General features: G+C 63.8%; 18 protein-coding genes, 1 other RNA gene and 1 riboswitch. Of the genes, 10 read left to right on the top strand and 9 right to left on the bottom strand.

All coding sequences use genetic code 11. The annotated features are described in order from the left end of the window. Positions 1 to 23: 23 nt before the first annotated feature. The 6 genes from OOT33_RS01390 to OOT33_RS01415 form a co-directional block, all read right to left on the bottom strand. Positions 24 to 1,775, bottom strand: coding sequence for an acyl-CoA dehydrogenase C-terminal domain-containing protein (locus OOT33_RS01390; protein WP_307748191.1), 1,752 nt, complete (start codon positions 1,773 to 1,775; stop codon positions 24 to 26). A gap of 137 nt (positions 1,776 to 1,912) precedes the next feature. Beyond that, a complete protein-coding gene (locus tag OOT33_RS01395) occupies positions 1,913 to 2,536 on the bottom strand; it encodes a TetR family transcriptional regulator (protein ID WP_307748192.1) in 624 nt (207 codons plus the stop codon). 90 nt (positions 2,537 to 2,626) lie between these two features. Next, complete coding sequence (locus OOT33_RS01400; protein WP_307748194.1) at positions 2,627 to 3,169, bottom strand: NUDIX domain-containing protein; 543 nt, start codon at positions 3,167 to 3,169, stop codon at positions 2,627 to 2,629. 228 nt (positions 3,170 to 3,397) lie between these two features. Continuing rightward, on the bottom strand, positions 3,398 to 4,078 hold the full coding sequence (locus tag OOT33_RS01405) for a hypothetical protein (protein ID WP_307748195.1): 681 nt from the start codon (positions 4,076 to 4,078) through the stop codon (positions 3,398 to 3,400). Beyond that, positions 4,078 to 4,848 carry a YgcG family protein gene (locus OOT33_RS01410; protein ID WP_373690512.1) on the bottom strand — a complete coding sequence of 257 codons (771 nt, stop codon included), beginning with the start codon at positions 4,846 to 4,848 and terminating at the stop codon, positions 4,078 to 4,080. Before OOT33_RS01410 ends, OOT33_RS01405 begins: the two co-directional genes overlap by 1 nt. Positions 4,849 to 4,862: 14 nt before the next feature. Further along, a complete protein-coding gene (locus OOT33_RS01415) occupies positions 4,863 to 5,480 on the bottom strand; it encodes a LemA family protein (protein ID WP_307748197.1) in 618 nt (205 codons plus the stop codon). Positions 5,481 to 5,605: 125 nt separating this feature from the next. Between OOT33_RS01415 and mscL the strand changes: the two genes are divergently transcribed. The 7 genes from mscL (at position 5,606) to OOT33_RS01450 (ending at position 11,755) form a co-directional block, all read left to right on the top strand. Further along, the gene (mscL, locus tag OOT33_RS01420; protein ID WP_307748198.1) at positions 5,606 to 6,037 is read left to right on the top strand and encodes a large conductance mechanosensitive channel protein MscL; all 432 of its coding nucleotides are present in this window, start codon (positions 5,606 to 5,608) and stop codon (positions 6,035 to 6,037) included. A 117-nt stretch (positions 6,038 to 6,154) separates the two neighbouring features. Beyond that, positions 6,155 to 6,412, top strand: coding sequence for a hypothetical protein (locus tag OOT33_RS01425; RefSeq protein ID WP_307748199.1), 258 nt, complete (start codon positions 6,155 to 6,157; stop codon positions 6,410 to 6,412). 52 nt (positions 6,413 to 6,464) lie between these two features. After that, positions 6,465 to 6,807: a transfer-messenger RNA gene (gene ssrA / locus OOT33_RS01430) on the top strand. A gap of 126 nt (positions 6,808 to 6,933) precedes the next feature. Beyond that, a riboswitch (cobalamin riboswitch) is annotated at positions 6,934 to 7,133 on the top strand. Positions 7,134 to 7,216: 83 nt separating this feature from the next. Next, complete coding sequence (locus OOT33_RS01435) at positions 7,217 to 9,124, top strand: TonB-dependent receptor domain-containing protein (protein WP_307748200.1); 1,908 nt, start codon at positions 7,217 to 7,219, stop codon at positions 9,122 to 9,124. Continuing rightward, the gene (locus OOT33_RS01440) at positions 9,124 to 10,038 is read left to right on the top strand and encodes an ABC transporter substrate-binding protein (protein ID WP_307748202.1); all 915 of its coding nucleotides are present in this window, start codon (positions 9,124 to 9,126) and stop codon (positions 10,036 to 10,038) included. The genes OOT33_RS01435 and OOT33_RS01440 overlap by 1 nt, the downstream gene beginning before the upstream one ends. After that, positions 10,035 to 10,994, top strand: coding sequence for an iron chelate uptake ABC transporter family permease subunit (locus OOT33_RS01445; protein ID WP_307748203.1), 960 nt, complete (start codon positions 10,035 to 10,037; stop codon positions 10,992 to 10,994). Before OOT33_RS01440 ends, OOT33_RS01445 begins: the two co-directional genes overlap by 4 nt. Then, positions 10,991 to 11,755 carry an ATP-binding cassette domain-containing protein gene (locus tag OOT33_RS01450; RefSeq protein WP_307748204.1) on the top strand — a complete coding sequence of 255 codons (765 nt, stop codon included), beginning with the start codon at positions 10,991 to 10,993 and terminating at the stop codon, positions 11,753 to 11,755. The genes OOT33_RS01445 and OOT33_RS01450 overlap by 4 nt, the downstream gene beginning before the upstream one ends. Before the next feature lies 1 nt (position 11,756). On the opposite strand, the gene cpdR is transcribed toward OOT33_RS01450, so the two are convergent. Beyond that, the gene (gene cpdR / locus OOT33_RS01455; protein ID WP_307748205.1) at positions 11,757 to 12,131 is read right to left on the bottom strand and encodes a cell cycle two-component system response regulator CpdR; all 375 of its coding nucleotides are present in this window, start codon (positions 12,129 to 12,131) and stop codon (positions 11,757 to 11,759) included. 134 nt (positions 12,132 to 12,265) lie between these two features. Between cpdR and OOT33_RS01460 the strand changes: the two genes are divergently transcribed. Further along, the gene (locus OOT33_RS01460) at positions 12,266 to 13,177 is read left to right on the top strand and encodes an N-formylglutamate amidohydrolase (protein ID WP_307748206.1); all 912 of its coding nucleotides are present in this window, start codon (positions 12,266 to 12,268) and stop codon (positions 13,175 to 13,177) included. Positions 13,178 to 13,380: 203 nt separating this feature from the next. On the opposite strand, the gene OOT33_RS01465 is transcribed toward OOT33_RS01460, so the two are convergent. Together OOT33_RS01465 and OOT33_RS01470 are read right to left on the bottom strand one after the other, a co-directional pair. Further along, positions 13,381 to 14,166, bottom strand: a complete 786-nt coding sequence (locus OOT33_RS01465; protein ID WP_307748207.1) for a SapC family protein — start codon at positions 14,164 to 14,166, stop codon at positions 13,381 to 13,383. A gap of 78 nt (positions 14,167 to 14,244) precedes the next feature. Beyond that, a complete protein-coding gene (locus tag OOT33_RS01470) occupies positions 14,245 to 15,687 on the bottom strand; it encodes an FAD-linked oxidase C-terminal domain-containing protein (RefSeq protein WP_307748208.1) in 1,443 nt (480 codons plus the stop codon). Positions 15,688 to 15,926: 239 nt separating this feature from the next. On the opposite strand from OOT33_RS01470, the gene OOT33_RS01475 reads away from it, so the two are divergent. Both OOT33_RS01475 and OOT33_RS01480 read left to right on the top strand, forming a co-directional pair. After that, entirely contained in the window at positions 15,927 to 16,283 is a 357-nt protein-coding gene (locus OOT33_RS01475) for a hypothetical protein (protein ID WP_307748209.1), read from the top strand. A 129-nt stretch (positions 16,284 to 16,412) separates the two neighbouring features. Then, entirely contained in the window at positions 16,413 to 17,837 is a 1,425-nt protein-coding gene (locus OOT33_RS01480) for a DEAD/DEAH box helicase (protein ID WP_307748210.1), read from the top strand. Positions 17,838 to 17,871: the final 34 nt, after the last annotated feature.

The raw sequence follows: 17,871 nt of genomic DNA on the forward strand, positions 1-17,871 counted from the left end.
CCTCAAATATCGACGGGAGAGGTTTAAAACGCCTCCGCGCTGAGCGACATGATTGGTTCCGCGCCACCCGATATGGAGGTCGCCAAACCATGCGCCTGGCACAGCACACGCTCGGCGAACAACCTGGCGACATGGCGCTTGCCCTCATGAAACGGAGTGTCGCCCTTTGCTGCGGCATGGGCCATGCGCACCCACATCCACCCCAGCGACACCAGCGCAAACAGACGCAGATAATCGGTCGCGGCTGCACCTGCGGCGTCGGTATCCGCACCGCGCAGCTCAGCGGTCGCCGTGCGCAGCAATGCCAGCGCCTCGGCCACGCGCGCGCCAACTGCGGCGGCTGAAGGCGCTTCGCCCGCGCGCGCGATGTCCGCCTCGATCATCGCGAAATAGCCCTCGACTACCGCCCCGCCGCCGAGCGGCAGCTTGCGTCCCACCAGGTCCATCGCCTGCACGCCGTTGGTGCCCTCGTAAATCTGGGCGATGCGGGCATCACGCACATATTGTTCCATGCCCCATTCGCGGATGTAGCCATGACCGCCGAACACCTGCTGGGCCAGCACCGCGCTTTCGAAACCGAAGTCGGTGAAAGCAGCTTTGACGACGGGGGTGAGCAGCGCGACGAGCGCGTCGGCCTTGGCCCGTTCCCCCGCGTCGGGATGGCTGTGGGCGCGATCGAGCTGGAGCGCGGTCCATCCGGCGAGCGCACGCCCCGCTTCCACGAAGGAGCGTGCGGTCAGCAGCATCTTGCGCACATCGGCATGTTCGATGATCGCGACCGGGCCTCGCGCGCCGTCGGCGCTGCGCCCTTGCAAACGCTCTTTGGCATAGGCAACCGCTTGCTGATAGGCTGCGCTGGCGATGCCCAGCCCCTGGATGCCGACGAACAGGCGTTCCGCATTCATCATCACGAACATGGCGGCAAGACCGCGATGGGGTTCGCCTACCAGCCACCCGGTGGCGCCATCATAATTCATCACGCAGGTCGGCTGGGCATGGATGCCCATCTTCTCCTCAAGCGCGCCGACCGAGAAGCCGTTGCGCACCGTGAAGTCCCCGTTCGCATCGGCAAGGAACTTCGGCACCAGGAACAGGCTGATGCCCTTCACGCCGGGCGGCGCATCGGGCAGGCGGGCCAGCACCAGATGGATGATGTTGCCCCCGAAATCATGATCGCCCGAGGATATGAAGATCTTGGTGCCGGTCACCGCGTATGTGTTATCGCCGTTAGGCACCGCCTTGGTGTTGAGCAAACCAAGATCGGTGCCTGCTCCGCTCTCGGTCAGCGCCATGGCGCCGGTCCACTCCCCTGAAATCATACGGGGGAGATAGGTGGCTTTCAGCTCTTCTGAAGCGTGGGCCTCGATCGCCTCGATCGCGCCGCGTATCAATCCGGGGAAAAGCCCGAAGGAGAGGCTGGCTGAGGATACCATTTCATCAAGCCAGAGCTGAATTACGAAGGGCAGGCCTTGCCCGCCGAATTCCGGATTTCCAGAAAGGGAGGTCCAGCCCGCCTCCGCATAAGCGCGGTATGCTTCGGCAAAGCCTTCCGGCGTTTGTACATTACCGTCGACCAGCTTGCTCCCCTGCTCGTCGCCCGCGCGATTGAGCGGTTGGATGACCTTTGTGCAAAAACGTCCGGCTTCCTCCAGCACGCTGACGGCCAGTTCGGCGTCAACTCCGTCTTTGCCGACCTCCGCCATGACGGCGTCAAAATCGAGCACCTCACCAAGGAGAAAGCGGAAGTCTTCGATGGGGGCGGTATAGTCCTGCATGACAGCCTCTCAGTGTTGAAACGGTATCGCGACAGCAGTGTACCAAACACTTGTTACAATTTCAACCGCGCTGAATTCAGTCCGGGCGCGGTCCGGGACAGAGCGACGAAAGGGGGCGCTTTTCCCCTGCCAAAGGCTCAGGCGGCGCCTGCCTCGTGGCGATATATCCTGATGACTTGTGCGCCGATCTCAGCGGGAGTCAAGCGGCCGGGCTGGTACCATTCGCCCGCGCTATTGAGCAGAGAGAGCAGCATGATACGATATAAACGGCGGTCGATCTCCGCCGGAATCGGCAGCTCGTCAACCAGCCTCCTGAATACGTCTTCAAATGCGTCGCGTGTCGCGATCATCTGGTCCTGCACGCTCGGGGGCACCCGGCGGAAATCGTTCATCAACGGGAGTGTGAGCGAGTCGGGCGCGAGCTGGATTTCCAGCAGGGTGCGGCATGCCGCCTCGAGCCGGAGCCACGGGTCAGTGTAGCGAGCGATTGTGGTCTCAACGGCCTGCCGCGCGGATTCAAGCGCCGCATGATGAATCTCGACGAACAGCGCATCCTTGGACTTGATGTAATGATAGAGCGAACCGCCGAGCAGACCGGCACGCTCGCCTATGTCGCGGATCGATGTGCCCTGATAGCCGTGCCGCGCAAACAGCTGAGCCGCAATCTCTAGGATCTGCCGCCTGCGCGGGCTGGCATCGCCGGAAAAAAGGGTAGGGGCGAGGGTAGGGGGAGCAGAGTCTGGGCTGGCCGATGCGTTCATAACCCACGCCTATACCAAGCTAGCCCCGTGCGCGAAATGCCTGTTCGGAGTAGGAGCAAGTTGCATGACCATAGCCAACCGCCGTACCCTTTAGCGTAAAAACTCTGCCCCAAGCGCAACCAGCAACTTTACGTCGATCGCCAGCCCGTCCGCCCGGCGCGTGGCAAGGAAGCCATGGATGTCGGCAAGTGGTGCGCGGTGCACGGTGATGTTCTCGCCCTCGTGCCCACCGCCATCGCCCGTCCGCGTCAGCCCGTCGGCGCGAAACAGGGTGAAGCTTTCCGACACCAGCCCCGGTGAACTATAATATTCGCCGAGGTCACGCATATGGGCGGCTCGATAGCCGGTTTCCTCCTCCAGCTCGCGGATCGCCGCCTGGGAAGCGTGCTCATCCTCCGATCCCGCCTCGTCTCCCACCAGCCCGGCGGGCAGCTCAAGGCAGGCGCGGCCCAGCGGCACACGGAACTGCTCGACGAGGATGAGGTGCGGCCCATCGCCACCGCTCTCGTCCACCGCGAGGATCACAGCGGCACGGATGCCACGGCTGCGTGAGACATATTCCCACGGGCCTTCCCTTTTTGCCGTTATATATTTTCCCGCCCACATGATTTCGGGCGTGCTGTGTCCGGGCATGGATTGTCCTTTGTTTATTGCTCTGGAGAGTTATTTTCCGTCATCCCGGACTTAGCGTTGCCCGGAAAGCTGGCAAGCTTTTCGCGGCAATGCTTGATCCGGGATCCAGCTTTCCCTGCGCAGCGCCCCGTTCATGGATCCCGGATAACGCGATTCCCTGCCCAAATTCTTTCTGATTTAGAGAAAATCGGTTTCAGGGATGACGGATCGGAGTGGACAGTCATAGCCCTATAGTTCGATGAGCCGGTCGGGCAGTTCATTGGGATTCTGGCTGGCGAGCGGGCGCTGCTCGGCGAGGATGGCGCCCAGCATGGATATGGCGTCCACCATGCCGTCTGCCGTACGATCCTGCCGCACCGCGTGGATCAGCGCGGCCATCGCATCTCCCCAGCGTTCGGGCGCCACCGCGCTGCTGATCGCGCTGTCGGCCACGATCTCGGCGCGGTGCTCGGCGAGCGAGAGGTAGAGCAATATTGCGGTGCTGGCGTGGGTGCGCCCTTCAGCTGAAGCGCGGAAGATCGTCACCGCCTGCCGCCGCACGCGCCGTGCCTTGGTGGCGGGCGGGGTGAGCGCGAGTCGCAGCGGCATCCAAGCGAGGGCGTAACGGATGACGAGAAAAACGAGGATCTGCGCGCCGACCAGCAGGGTGAGCAACTCCCATACGGGCAGCTCGTGCTGCCAGCCGCCCAGTGCCGTGACCGCCAGCGCCTCGAACCAGCCAGGAAAGGCAGCCACCAGCGCCAGCAGACTCAGCATGCCTGCCACCGCATAATGCAGGCCGACGTCATGATAGGCGTCCGAGCGCGGGGCGATGACGGTGACGATTTCGCCATCCGTCTGCGCCTCGGCCACGCGCACTGCGGCGCTGATCCGCTCATGATCCGCCTCGCTCAAAGAGAAACGCGCCATCACCAGCCTCCCGAAGCCCCGCCGCCGCCGAAGCCGCCGCCCCCGCCGGAAAAGCCGCCGCCAGACGACCAGCCTCCGCCGCTGCTGCCGCCCCAGCGCGATCCGCCGCCGGTGCCCGGGCCCCAGAGGATGACCGGCAGCGCGCCGCCGCGATAGGCCCGGCCCATGCGCCCGCGCAGCAGCATCGGCAGGATGATGAACATGAAGATGAGGAAGATCGCAACCAGCACCTGCCCCTGTTCCTCGCCGCCCTGCTGCTCCTGCGCGGCTTGCGCGGCGAGCTTGCGCGCTTCCTCGGGCGGCAGCATCAGCACGCGGACGATCTCGTCCGCCCCCGCCGCGATGCCGCCGGGATAATCGCCCTGCTTGAAGTGCGGCACGATGGTGTTGCGGATGATCCTGCCCGAGAGCGCGTCAGTCAGCACGCCTTCGAGGCCATAACCCACCTCGATGCGCAGCTTGCGCTCATTGGGTGCGACGATAAGGAGCGCGCCGTCGTCCCGCTCCTTGTTGCCGATTCCCCAGTGATCACCGAGCCGGAAGCCATAGTCGGCGATGTCATAGCCTTGCAGGTCGGCAATCGTCACCACCACCAGCTGCCGCTGGCTCTGCTGCTCCAACCGCGTCAGCTTCGCCTCCAGCGAGATTTCCTGCGCGGGTGAGAGAATGTTGGCGGCGTCGACCACGCGGCCGGTCAGCGTCGGAAACTGCTGCGCGCCCGCCGCCTGCGCGCTCAGCAGGATCAGGGGCCAAAGCAGCGCAACAATCAGGCGCGTGGCTGTGCTCACTTCGCTCCGTCGGTGTCGAAATCGACCTTGGGCGCGACATCGGCATTGGGGCTGGTCGCCTGATAGGGCGTGATCGGCTTCGCGCCGCGGATCGCCGCACCGATCATCTCGGGGAAGGTGCGCACGCGCGTGTTATACTCCTGCACCGCCTCGTTATATTTGATGATCGCGGTTGAGATGCGGTTTTCCGTACCCTCAAGCTGCACCTGCAGATCCTGGAAGTTCTGGTTGAACTTGATGTCCGGATAGGCCTCCACCGTGGCGAGCAGGCGACCCAGAGACTGGCTCAACGCGCCCTGCGCGGCGGCGAACTGCGCCATCTTGGCGGCGTCGCCAAGCTGGTCAGGCGTAACCTGAATCGATGTCGCCCGCGCGCGTGCCTCGACGACGGCGGTCAGCGTGTCCTGCTCCGCCCTTGCCGCACCCTTCACTGTGGCGACGAGGTTGGGGATGAGGTCTGCGCGCCGCTGATATTGCGCCTGCACGTCGGCCCAGCGCGCCTTGGCCGCTTCCTCCGCCGTGGGGATGCTGTTGATTCCGCACGCGGAAAGCGCCAGCATCAGCAACGCCATCACTGCGGCGCGCATTGGCGTTGTGCGGTTGCTTTGCATCATGTGGTCCCCCAGAGTCAGATGGCGCGAGCCTACAGCCCCCGTCCGCGCTACGCAACGTCTGGACAGCCAGGGGGTTCCGTGCAAGATTTGTGCGCTGAACTGGCCTAAATGTGGGGAGAAACGGGATGTCGATCGGTTCGGAGTTCAAGGAATTCATCGCGCGGGGCAATGTGATGGACCTCGCGGTGGGTGTCATCATCGGCGCTGCATTCGGCAAGATTACCACATCGTTGACCGAAGATGTTATCATGCCGGTGGTGGGCTGGCTGTTCGGCGGGTTTGATTTTTCCCAGCATTTCATCCGTCTCGGCACGCTCCCGGCAGACTTCAAGGGCAATCCTGAGAACTATGCCGACCTCAAGGCCGCCGGAGTGGCGATGCTCGGCTGGGGACAGTTTCTTACCGTGGTCATCAACTTCATCATCCTCGCCTTCATCATTTTCCTGATGATCCGTGCGGTAAACCGCATGATGGCGCCCAAGGCCGAGGCCGCGCCCGCCGGACCGAGCGAGGAAACCCTGCTGCTGCGGGAGATACGCGACTCGCTCAAGAAATAGCGGGGCGCACTTTTCGACTTTTCTCGGTCGGGAACCTCCTCTCGTCTCGGTGGTTTGCACCGCATCGCGCCGTTAGCGTGCGTGCACCGCCAAAGAGTGCGAACAGGAGTTAGATCTATGAAGCCTTTCATCGCCGTTATTGCCCTAGCGACCGTCGTCGGAGTCTCGGCTTGCGACTCGAAGCAGCAGGATGCTGTCGAGAACCGCGCAGAAAACAAGGCCGAAACCATCGAGAATATGGCTAACAAGCTTGAGGACCATGCGGATAACGTCGGGGCCGCGGTCGGCAACCAGGTCGATGCGCTCGAGCAGAAGGCCGATGATGTCCGCGAAGCCGGCGAGGCTGCCAAGGACCGGATGGAAAACAGCCACTAAGGTTGTTTGCGCACCCATTCGGGCCAAACAGGGCATGGATTTCACGATCCATGCCCTTTTCATTTGGGGGCGTTGCGCCTATATGGATCAGGCCGGTTTCGGCCGGCTATGGCGATAAATTGTGCCGTGTAATAGATGCAGCGGACCCGGGGGCAGTACCCGGCGGCTCCACCATATCCCCTGATCGCTCAGGGTATCTGACGGGGCCGAACCAGGATCGACGTGTATTCAAAGACGGTGTTTTCGCTCGGGCTGAGTAACCCGTTCAAGGCTCAAAACCTATAAGTGCCAACGATAACGAAGCACTTGCTCTTGCAGCGTAATTGAGGGCCTCACGGCCTGACATTACCCTAACAGAACGCGGCTGGGCCAGCCGGGCAACAGAATGGATTCCAGCGGCCGCCAGGGGGCCGGGCAACAGAACCCCTGGCACTCTCTTTTTGCGACGATGGTAAGGGGCAACGATGTTCGCCTGTTCCGGCGCTTTGTCGCCCTGCTTGCACAGAATGGCGAATTAGGCCATATGCCTCGCCGCGACAGGTTCCCGGAGACGGGATGAAAAGGGAAGCCGGGAATGGGGAAACCCATAATCCGGCGCTGCCCCCGCAACTGTGACCGGCGAGCCGCCGCTCCATATGTCACTGGGCTTAATGCCTGGGAAGACGGGGCGGATGGCGCTGACCCGGAAGCCAGGAGACCTGCCTGACGCGGTCGTTCTTCAGCCGGGCGGGGTGTATCGGATGAACGGGGGAGTTTCCTTCGCGTGACGGCGTGTGTGTCAACCGTCACGAAGAGGAGATTCCTGTGACATTTCAAAAAATTGCCTGCCTGTCTTTATGTGCGCTCTATGCTCTGCCAGCGTATGCGGAGGAGGCAGGAGAGCAGATTGTCGTCACCGCAAACCGGGCCGAAACGCCGGTCAGCAAGGTTGGGCTATCCGTCAGCGTCATAACATCGGAGGACATGGAGCGGCTTCAGTCTCCGGCCGTCACGGAGCTGTTGCGCACGGTACCAGGTCTCACGGCCACCCGTAGCGGCGGTCTGGGCACGGTATCGAGCGTGTTCATGCGCGGCGCGTCATCTGACCATACGGTTGCGTTGATTGACGGTGTGAAGATCAACGATCCTTCCCTTCCGGCGGGCGGGTTCGATTTCGGGCAACTGATGGCCGGCAATCTTGAGCGTGTCGAAGTGGTGCGCGGGCCGCAGTCCGTCCTGTGGGGCAGCCAGGCGATCGGCGGCGTCGTCAACCTCATCACGCGCAAGGCGGAGGGCGGTCGGCCTGTCGCAACGATCAAGGGTGAGTATGGCGGCCATGACACCATCGATCTCGTCGGCAATGCGGCAATCAAGGCGGGGCCGCTTTCGGTGAGCGGCGGCGCGTCATGGCTGCGCACGGACGGCATCTCTGCCTTCAGCGCGGCGCGCGGCGGGCGCGAGCGCGACGGAACAAAGCATTATGGCGCCAACCTCAACCTTGGCGTTGCGATGACCGATGCTCTCTCGCTCGATCTGCGCGGCTGGTATGCCCACAGCCGTATCGAGATTGATGGCTTCACGCCCGCCTTCACCTTTGGTGACACCGATCAATATAGCCGCACACGTGAAGCGGTGGGCTATGCGGGCGTCAACTGGAACGCCCTTGATGGCCGCTGGCGCAACCGTATCGGCTATGCGATCACAAATGTGCTGCGTGACGATTATGACCCCGCCGCGACGCCGGTGCATCAGGGCGACTCGCTTGGCCGCAACGAGCGGATCGAGGCTCAGACCATTTTCGACATCGCCGAGGGCTGGAGCGTGATCGCCGGGGCGGAGCGGGAATGGTCCCGCTTTCGCCAGACCAACGATTACGGCTTCGGCGCCAGCACGGACAAGGGCCGGGCGCGCCTGACCAGTTTCTATGGCCAACTGAGTGCAACGCCGCTTGCCGGCCTCACGGTGAATGCGGGCGCGCGGCATGATGACCATAGCGACTTCGGGGATCACACGACCTTCGCCGCCAACGCCGCTTATACACCCAATGCGGGCAATACGGTGATCCGTGCCAGCTATGGCGAGGGGTTCAAGGCGCCCTCGCTCTACCAGCTCCACAGCCCTTACGGCAACCTCGCGCTTCAGCCGGAGAGCGCGAAAAGCTGGGACATCGGCGTGGTACAGCAGGCTCTGGATGGGCGCGCCGAGTTCGGTATCACGTGGTTCCGGCGTACAACCCGGAATCTCATCGATTTCGTCTCGTGCTTCGGCAGTGCTTCACCGCTCTGCACCGGCTTCAACTTTGGCTATTACGACAATGTGCGCGCAAAGCGTGCGCGCGGTATCGAGGCGGAGATAAAGCTGCGCCCGGTCGACGAGCTGGCGGTCGAGATGAACTACACCCACGTGAAGTCACAGGACCGTGCGACCCATCTCGATCTGCTACGCCGTCCTCGCGACAAGGCCTATGCCAGCATCGACTATCGCTGGCCCTTCGGTCTCAGCGCGGGAGCCAGCGTGACGCTCGTAGGGGACAGCGAAGACATCGATGATTTCGGTTCTCCGGTTCAGAACGACGGGTTTACGGTTACCGACATTCGCGCGTCGTTCCCCCTTGGCCAGCATGCCGAGCTCTATGCACGGATCGAGAACCTGTTCGACACGCGGTACGAGACGGTTTTCAACTATGGTCAGCCGGGCCGTACGGCGACAGCAGGCGTGAGGCTGAAGATCTGATGGCGGCGCGGGCAGCGGCGCGCGGTGCGAAGGTGGCGGCTACGGCCGCGCTCGTCGCGCTCGCGCTGCTGCTCGGCTGTTCCGTACCGCGGGGAGAGGGCGAGGCAACCGCCGCCTCAACCCGTACCCCCACGCGCATCGTGTCGATGAACCCATGCGTCGATGGCATATTGCGCGAAGTGGCAGACCCGGCTCAGATCGCTGCGATCAGCCATTATTCGCACGATCCCCGATCGACGTCGGTGCCGATTGATTGGGCCAGGCGCTTCCCGGCAGTGGGCGATTCGGCGGAGGACGTCCTCTCCGCCCGGCCGGATCTCGTCATCGCCGGGCCGCACATCGCGCCCGATACGTTGGCGGCGTTGAAGCGCATGGGCGTGCCCCTGCTCAGCACGACAGTGCCCGCCACCGTGGAAGAGAGCACGGCGCAGATCGCGCAGATCGCCGCACGCATCGGGCGGGCCGAACAGGGCAGGGCGCTTGGCGCACGCATCGACCGCGCAGTGGCGGAGGCGCGGGCAGAGGCTGGCAGAGGCGCCAGGCCGCGCGCGCTGATCTGGCAGGATGGCGGCCTCGTCCCCGGCCCCGGTACACTCGCAAACGCTCTGCTGGAAGACACCGGCTTTCGCAGCTCCGCCGCGCAGATGCGCCTTGCCCAGTGGGACATGGTTTCGGTTGAACAACTGCTGCTTACCCCGCCCGATGTAGTGATGACGGGTGCGGGCGGCATGGAGTCCAGCGGCGACAACGGAAACGCCCCGGCGCGTCATCCGGTGCTGGCGAAGGCACGTCAGCACATCATGGTCGCGCCCTTTCCCTCGCGCCTGCTGCACTGTGCCGGGCCGACGATCGTAGAAACGGTGGGCCAGCTCACTTCTATCCGTGCGCGCTGGCGGCGGAAGCATGGGGCATGAGGTTGAACTTCACCCTTGCCGCCGCGCTGCTGTGTGCGATGCTGCTCTCGCTTCTCGCCGGGCGACACTGGATCGCGCCTGAAGTGTGGCTGGCGGGCGATCTGCCGTCGCTGATCATTACGCAGCTGCGCCTGCCACGCATCATTCTCGGCGCGCTTGTGGGGGCAGGGCTGGGGATATCCGGCGCGGCGATGCAGGGTTATCTGCGCAATCCGCTGGCGGACCCGGGCCTGTTCGGTATCTCGGCTTGCGCGGCGCTCGGCGCGGTGCTGAGCATCTTCTTTGGGCTGGGTGGCGTGCCGATGGCGCTTGCGCTTTGCGCGCTGGGCGGAGCGGGGGCAGGCGTCGCACTGCTGATGCTGCTCGCGGGCCGTTCCGGCAGCCTGATCCTGTTCACCCTGGCTGGCGTCATGCTCTCCAGCCTCGCCGCCGCGCTGACGGCGCTGGTGATCACGCTTGCGCCCACACCGTTCGCGAGCGCCGAGATCATCACCTGGCTGATGGGCGCGCTGACGGACCGGAGCTGGGACGATGTGCTACTCGCGCTGCCGCTGACGGCGGCGGGCGCGGCGCTGCTCTTTCTCACCGCCCGTCGTCTCGATGCGCTCAGCCTTGGCGATCTCGCCGCGCGCTCATTGGGGGTGGACCTCCCCGCATTGCAGCGCCTGCTCGTGATAGGGCTGGCCCTGTGTGTCGGCGGCGGAGTAGCGGTTACGGGGGTGATCGGCTTTGTCGGCCTCATGGTGCCGCATCTGGTGCGCCCGCTCGTGGGGCATCGCCCGTCCGCGCTCATGCTTCCCTCCGCCCTGGCTGGCGCTCTTCTGGTGGTGGTGGCGGATATGGCGGTGCGCGTGGCGCCGCTGGTGAATGAGGTTCGCCTCGGCGTGATGATGTCGGTCCTGGGCGCGCCGTTTTTCCTGATGCTGCTGTTGAAAATGCGGCGGGAGCTTGCATGACGGCGGCACTCTCCTTCTCGGACCTCACGCTGCGAAAGGGCGGCCGCGCGATCCTCGGCGGGGTCAGCGGCACGCTTCGCCCCGGCAAGGTCACAGCGATCCTTGGCCCAAACGGCGCGGGCAAGAGCAGCCTGCTGCACCTCCTCGCCGGGGTGGAGACGGCCCGCTCAGGCAAGGTAATGCTGGGTGATGTGCCGCTGCCCGGCCTGCCCGCGCGAGAGCGCGCGCGCCGTATCGGCTTCCTCCCGCAAAAGGGAGAGGTGCACTGGAATCTGGGCGTCTCGGCGCTCATCGGGCTGGGGCGGATGGGCCACATTGTGGGGCAGCGGCTTTCCCCCGCCGACCACGCTGCGATCGAGGCTGCCATGTGCGATACCGATGTCGCTCACCTTGCCGAGCGCGCTGTGCTCAGCCTGTCGGGCGGGGAACTGGCACGCGTGCTGCTGGCGCGGGTATTGGCGGGGGAGCCCGAATGGCTGCTGGCGGATGAGCCGCTGGCGAGTCTCGATCCTGCCCATCAGCTGGCGGTGCTTGGCCGTCTGGCCGCCACCGCGCGCGCAGGTGCTGGAGTCGCCGTAGTGCTCCACGACATCAATCACGCGGCGCGCATCGCCGATCATGTTCTGCTGATGAAGGATGGCGCGATCATCGCTGCCGGCCCGCCTGCCGAGGCGCTGACGCCGGAGCTATTGGAGGCAGCCTTTTCTGTGCGCTTCCGGCTAGTGCCCGACGGCGAACGCCAGCTGTATCTGGCCGAGTGAGTTACAGTCCGCTGGCGCTGCTGAGGCCGAACATGCGGTCCACCTCCAGCACCAGATCGCGCAAATGGAACGGCTTGGACAAAACCTTCGCCTGCGGCACGGCCTTGCCCGCCTTCAAGGTCACCGCCGCAAAGCCGGTGATGAACATCACGCGCATGTCGGGCGCAACCTTGGCGGCGTGCTGCGCCAGCTCTATTCCGTCCATCTCGGGCATGACGATATCGGTCAGCAACAGGTCGAACCGGTCGTTCTCCAGCAAGGGCAGCGCCTCGGTGCCGCGATCGACGGACACGACTTCATAGCCAGACCGCTCCAGCGCGCGGGCCAGATATTGGCGCATCGCATCGTCATCTTCCGCCAGCAGAATACGGATCATCGACCCCTCAACCCTTGTCCTGTTTGCCCTGTCTCGTGCCTGTGGCACAACGTGCTGTCAATGCCGCGCATCTTATGCTTATCTTTTATGGACAAGGGCTTAATTTCGGCGCCCTTAGGGATAAAAATTCGCGCATGAGCTTCGAAGTGCGTCAAAACCAAGGAGTTCCGGGGCAGATTGAGGCCGAGCCGTTCGTCGTCCTCGGGCCGGATCAGGTGCACGGGCCGGTGTTGATCTCCGTGCCGCATGCGGGGCGAGTCTATCCGGCGGAGGTGCGCGCGCAGAGCGCACACCCGCACGAGGCATTGGCGCTGCTGGAAGACCGCTATGCCGACGCGCTGGTGACTGGGCTGGAAATGCGCGGCTATCGGGTGGTCATCGCGCAGGTTGCGCGTGCCGTGATCGACCTCAACCGTGACCCGCGCGATATAGACCGCCGCATGATCGCCGGGATGCCTCACGGGCAGGCGCTGATCGAGACTGCCAAGTCGCGCGGGGGACTCGGGCTGTTTCCACGCTCGTTGCCGCGCGTGGGAGGGCTGTGGCGCGCGCCGTTGCACTGGGATCAGGCGCGCGCGCGCATTGCCTCGGTCCACGCTCCTTATCATGCGCGGATCGAGCAAGAGATGCGCGCCATTCGCGCCGCCTGTGGGCAGGCGCTGTTGCTCGACGTGCATTCCATGCCGCCCCTCGAAGCGGCGCGGTTCGGTGGTGGCATGCGGCCGGACGTAGTGATCGGCGATCGCTTCGGCGCCAGCGCTGCGGCGCGGTTCTCGGAAATCGCGCGGGGGGTGATTGCGCGGCATGGCCTGCGCTCGGCCCTCAACCACCCTTATCCCGGCACCTATATCGCGGAACGCCATGGGCGACCGGCTTTGGGCCGCCACGCGCTGCAGATCGAGATTTCGCGCGATCTGTATCTGGACTCTCGCTTGCGCGAGCCGGGCCAGGGCCTGGCTGCTATCCGCGCAATGGTGGCGGATCTCGCCGATACGTTGCGCGAAGAAGCCGGGCGCGACTCGGATTTTGCATTGGCAGCGGAGTAGCGGCGACTTCAGGCCAGAAAAAACCACCCTATGCACTGCATAGGGTGGCCAGGTTCAGGGAGGAGACGCCTTCCCGGGGGAAGGCATCCATGCGGGCGCCCGAAAGGGGAACAGGCACCGGCACAAAAGCTAAATAGTGCAAAGCAGCAGAATTTTCAACCGCTCAGTTGCGCGGGAGCGAAAAACTCTTCCTCCAATTCGGCTCAGTTCACCGCTTCCGGCACTTTTACTTGCGGCATCTTGCCCTGCTCCACCTGCTGCTGAAAGATCTCGCGCATCAGCTGAAGCGAGAACAGGTGGGCATGGATAAGCGGCAGCATGCCGTTCTGATTGATCTTGCGCAGCTGGTCACCGCGCAGATCGCGCAGTTTTTCCTCGTTCACCATGCGGAAGCCGCGATAGACGAAGGGCTGCTCGTTGCCGGGTACCTGAATGGCGACCTCGCCATCCATCAGCAGGTCCATCTCGGCAAGATCTTTCATGAAAAGGCCGGTGCGGTGGGCCGCCTGCTCGAAATCTTCACAGAATTTCAGGATGTTCTGCGTCAGCTCGGTCGGCTTGCCATCCTCAAGCAGGGCCTCGCCCTCCTTTTTGAACTCGCCGAGCGTGTCGGATGTCGGGTCGAAGCAGAGCGACAGCTCATCGCTGTCCGGCCGCAGCTTGGCGAGCATCCAGGGATAGCGGCGGACATAAGCGGGTACATAGCCCGTGCCGCGCAGTTTGCCGTCGTCGTCGAGGAACGTATTCACGCCCTCGTTGAGGCCCATCAGCGCCAGGGGGACCGGCTCGTCACCTGCGGAGAAGATGATCGGCACGAAACGCTGGGCCACCACGAACTCGTCGATCGTCAGCGGAACGGCGTGCTGGTCCTTGAGGAAGGGGGCCGCATCCGCAGGCTTGAGGCGCAGCTTGGCGTGCTCGTTGCTGTTGAGCGGCACAAGATCCTTGTAAAAAATGGGCAGATTATTTGCCTGCGGGGCGCTTGCCATCAAATCTTCTCCAAACGTCATGTCATCCGGGCCCACTGCACCGGATTTTTGAAACTAATGTGTCGGCGGATACTGTGCTCAGGCCTCGCTTGCAAGCGGGATGAGCTTGCCCGGATTCATGATGCCCTGAGGATCGAGTGCGGTTTTTATTGCTCTGAGCGCCTTGACGCGCGCGGGGGCGGAAAGGCGGCCCAGCTCCGCTCGCTTGGACTGGCCGATCCCATGCTCGGCAGATATGGACCCACCCGCAGCCACCACAAGATCGTGCACATAGTGCCGAATCTCCTCGCCGCTGGTCTTGAGCCATCCAGGATAGTCGGTAAGGCCAACCGGCGCGCGGACGTGAAAGTGCACATTGCCGTCGCCCAGATGGCCATAGGAAGTGGCGGTAGTGCCGGGGAAGCGGGCGATGCATGCATCGGCGGCGGACAGCATGAAGTCCGGCATGGCGTTGATCGGCACGCTGACGTCAAAGGCGATTGGAAACCCTGCCGCGCGCTCTGCCTCCGGGATGGTCTCTCGGATGCGCCAGAAATCGCGCGATTGCGCCTCGTTTTGCGCGATGGCGGCATCAAGCAGCGGGATGGCCCCGTCCGTCATAAGCTGTTCCAGCGCCGCCTCAAGCTGGGCGTGGCCTGTCTCTCCGAAACCGGAAAGATCGAATTCTATCAGTGCATTCCATGGCGCCGGTGACGCCAAAGGCGCGCGCGTGCCCGGAATATGGTCAATGACAAAGCCGACAGGCTCGGCCGCCATCACTTCAAAGCCCTCTATAACCGGGCCAAGCCGGGCCTCCAGCGCTCTCAGCAGGGCCAGCGCGTCATGGGGGCTGGCAAGGCCAAACCAGGCGGTCGCACTGCGCGTGATCGCGGGCACGAGCCTCAGCGTCGCCGCCGTGACGATGCCCAGCGTGCCTTCGGCGCCGATCAGCAGCTGCTTGAGGTCATAGCCGCGATTGTCCTTCTTTAAAGGCGCAAGGCCCTCATAGATGCTGCCATCGGTCAGCACCGCCTCAATGCCATCCACCAGCCCGCGCATCGTCCCGTGGCGCAAAACCTGCGTACCGCCGGCATTGGTCGAGATGAGGCCGCCTATGGTGGCGGAGCCTTTCGCGCCAAGGCTCAAAGGAAAGCGCCGGCCTTGCGCCTCTGCCGCTTCGTGCAGGGTTGAGAGGATGACGCCCGCCTCGCACACCGCTTGATTGGCAGCAGTGTCGAGCTTGCGAATCCGGTTCATGCGGCGCAGTGAGAGGATCAATGCGCTGCCGTCCGATGGTGGGGTCGCGCCACCCACCATCGAGGTATTCCCTCCCTGCGGTACCAGTGGCACCCCATGCTCGGCCGCGATGCGCACGCAGGCGGCGACCTCCTGCGTGGATGCGGGCGAGAGGATCGCAGCGGCCGCGCCATGATAATGCCCGCGCCAATCGGTCAACCACGGCGCGATGTCATCTGGATCGGTGATCATCCCCTTGGGGCCGAGGATGTCCGCGAAAGCGTTGAAGGGAATAGGGGCGGTCATGTGCTGGTGTATCGCGCCAATTCACCTATTGTTCAACCGCGCTGACCTATGCGAACAGCCAGTGCAGTGTTCGTAACCAACATGGAACAGGCGTGACGCCCCTTTCGTTGCTTCTTTTATCCGGCCTGGCGATGGGGGTGGACACGAGCACGCCTTTAGGTGGCGACGCTGCGGCTGCGCCTTCCCCCCTGCGCATATATGCTCCGATCTCTGATTGGAATAACACCCAGTGGGCGCAGATGACGATCGAACAGCGCGTCATCATCCGTGTGCCGATGCTGCGTCGCCCCCCTCCCAAGCGCATGGATATAGAATGGAAAGAGCGCAAGGGGCCGAAATGCATCGACCTCAAGCGCCTTCGCGCTGCTGCCGTCACTTCGCCGCGCGGCGTGGACCTGATGCTCTCCGGGCGGGAGCGGATGCGCGCGCTGCTGGGGCGCGAGTGCGGCCCGGAAGACCTGTATTCGGGCCTTTATGTGCAACCTAACGAGGACGGTGCGCTCTGCTCCGGTCGGGACAGGGTCCTCTCGCGCAGCGGGGCGGATTGCCCGATCCGCAAGCTGGTGCGGCTGGTTCCGGAGGAAGAGGACGAGTGAGGCTTGTTGGCCGCCGCGCCTTCTAACCCGCGTTTCGCCGGATTACCTTGACAAATTGCCGCAACACCGCCATTGGCGCGGCCTGTGCAGGCGTCCTGTCGGTCGCCACTATAATTACCCGGAAACTGAATGAACTTTGCCGATCTCGGCCTATCCGATGAGCTGCTGAAAGCCGTAAGCGAGGCGGGGTACGACACGCCTACGCCGATTCAGGCTCAGACCATTCCTCCAGTCCTGATGATGAAGGACCTGATCGGCATCGCCCAGACGGGCACCGGCAAGACCGCAAGCTTCGTGCTGCCGATGATCGATATTCTCGCTCATGGCCGCAGCCGCGCCCGCATGCCGCGCAGCCTGATACTGGAGCCGACGCGCGAACTCGCCGCCCAGGTCGCCGAGAATTTCGAGAAATACGGCAAATATCACAAGCTCTCTATGGCGCTCCTTATAGGCGGCGTGTCGATGGGCGATCAGGTTAAGGCGCTCGAAAAGGGTGTCGATGTGCTCATCGCCACGCCCGGCCGGTTGATGGACCTGTTCGAGCGCGGCAATATCCTCCTCACCGGGTGCGGGCTTCTCGTCATAGACGAGGCGGACCGGATGCTCGACATGGGTTTCATCCCCGATATCGAGAACATCTGCACCAAGCTGCCCTCCACGCGCCAGACTTTGCTGTTCTCCGCCACGATGCCGCCGCCGATCAAGAAGCTGAGCGACAGGTTCCTTTCCAATCCCAAATATGTCGAGGTTGCGCGCCCCGCCACCGCGTCGGCCAACATCACGCAGTGGCTGGTGAAGGTCGATGCGCGCAAGAAGCGCGAAAAGCTGCGCGCGCTGCTTCGTGACGAGGGCGTCGCCAACGCGATCATCTTCTGCAACCGCAAGACAACCGTGCGCGAGCTGAACAAGAGCCTGCGCAGCCATGGCTTCGCCTCCGGCGAGATTCACGGCGATATAGACCAGAGCGCCCGCATAGCCGAGCTGGATCGGTTCAAGAGCGGGGAAGTAACGCTGCTCGTTGCATCGGATGTCGCCGCGCGCGGGCTGGATATCAAGGGCGTGAGCCACGTCTTCAATTTCGATGCGCCCTGGCATCCGGACGATTACGTGCACCGCATCGGCCGCACGGGTCGCGCGGGCGCGAAGGGTGTCGCCTATACCTTCGTCACGAAGGACGATGCCGAGGCGATCGACAATATTCAGAAGCTGATCGGCACGTCTATCGACTATGCCGTGGGGTCTGCTCCGGCCGATGACGACGCTGGCGAAGAGGCTGAGAGCCGCGCGGCGCCGGCGCGTTCGACCGCGCGCGGTCGTAGCCGCAAGGCGGACAAGCCTGCAGCCGAAAAGGCGGAGAAGGCACCAAAGGCGGAGCGGTCCGAGCGCGGCAAGGCTCCGCGCCGCGAAGAGGCACCCCGCAGCACCGAATCCTCTGCCCGCGCCGAGCCGCGCGATCGTCGCCCGGCCCGCTATGCCGATGTTGACGGCACGGAGGAAGATGGCGCGTGGAATGGCCCCGTGCCCAGTTTTCTTGGCGTCGGCTTCACCGAGTAACCCGCCTTTCGGGGCGACGCAGATCGCGCAAATT

This window comes from Sphingobium sp. DEHP117 (assembly GCF_030867385.1).
GTDB lineage: Bacteria > Pseudomonadota > Alphaproteobacteria > Sphingomonadales > Sphingomonadaceae > Sphingobium.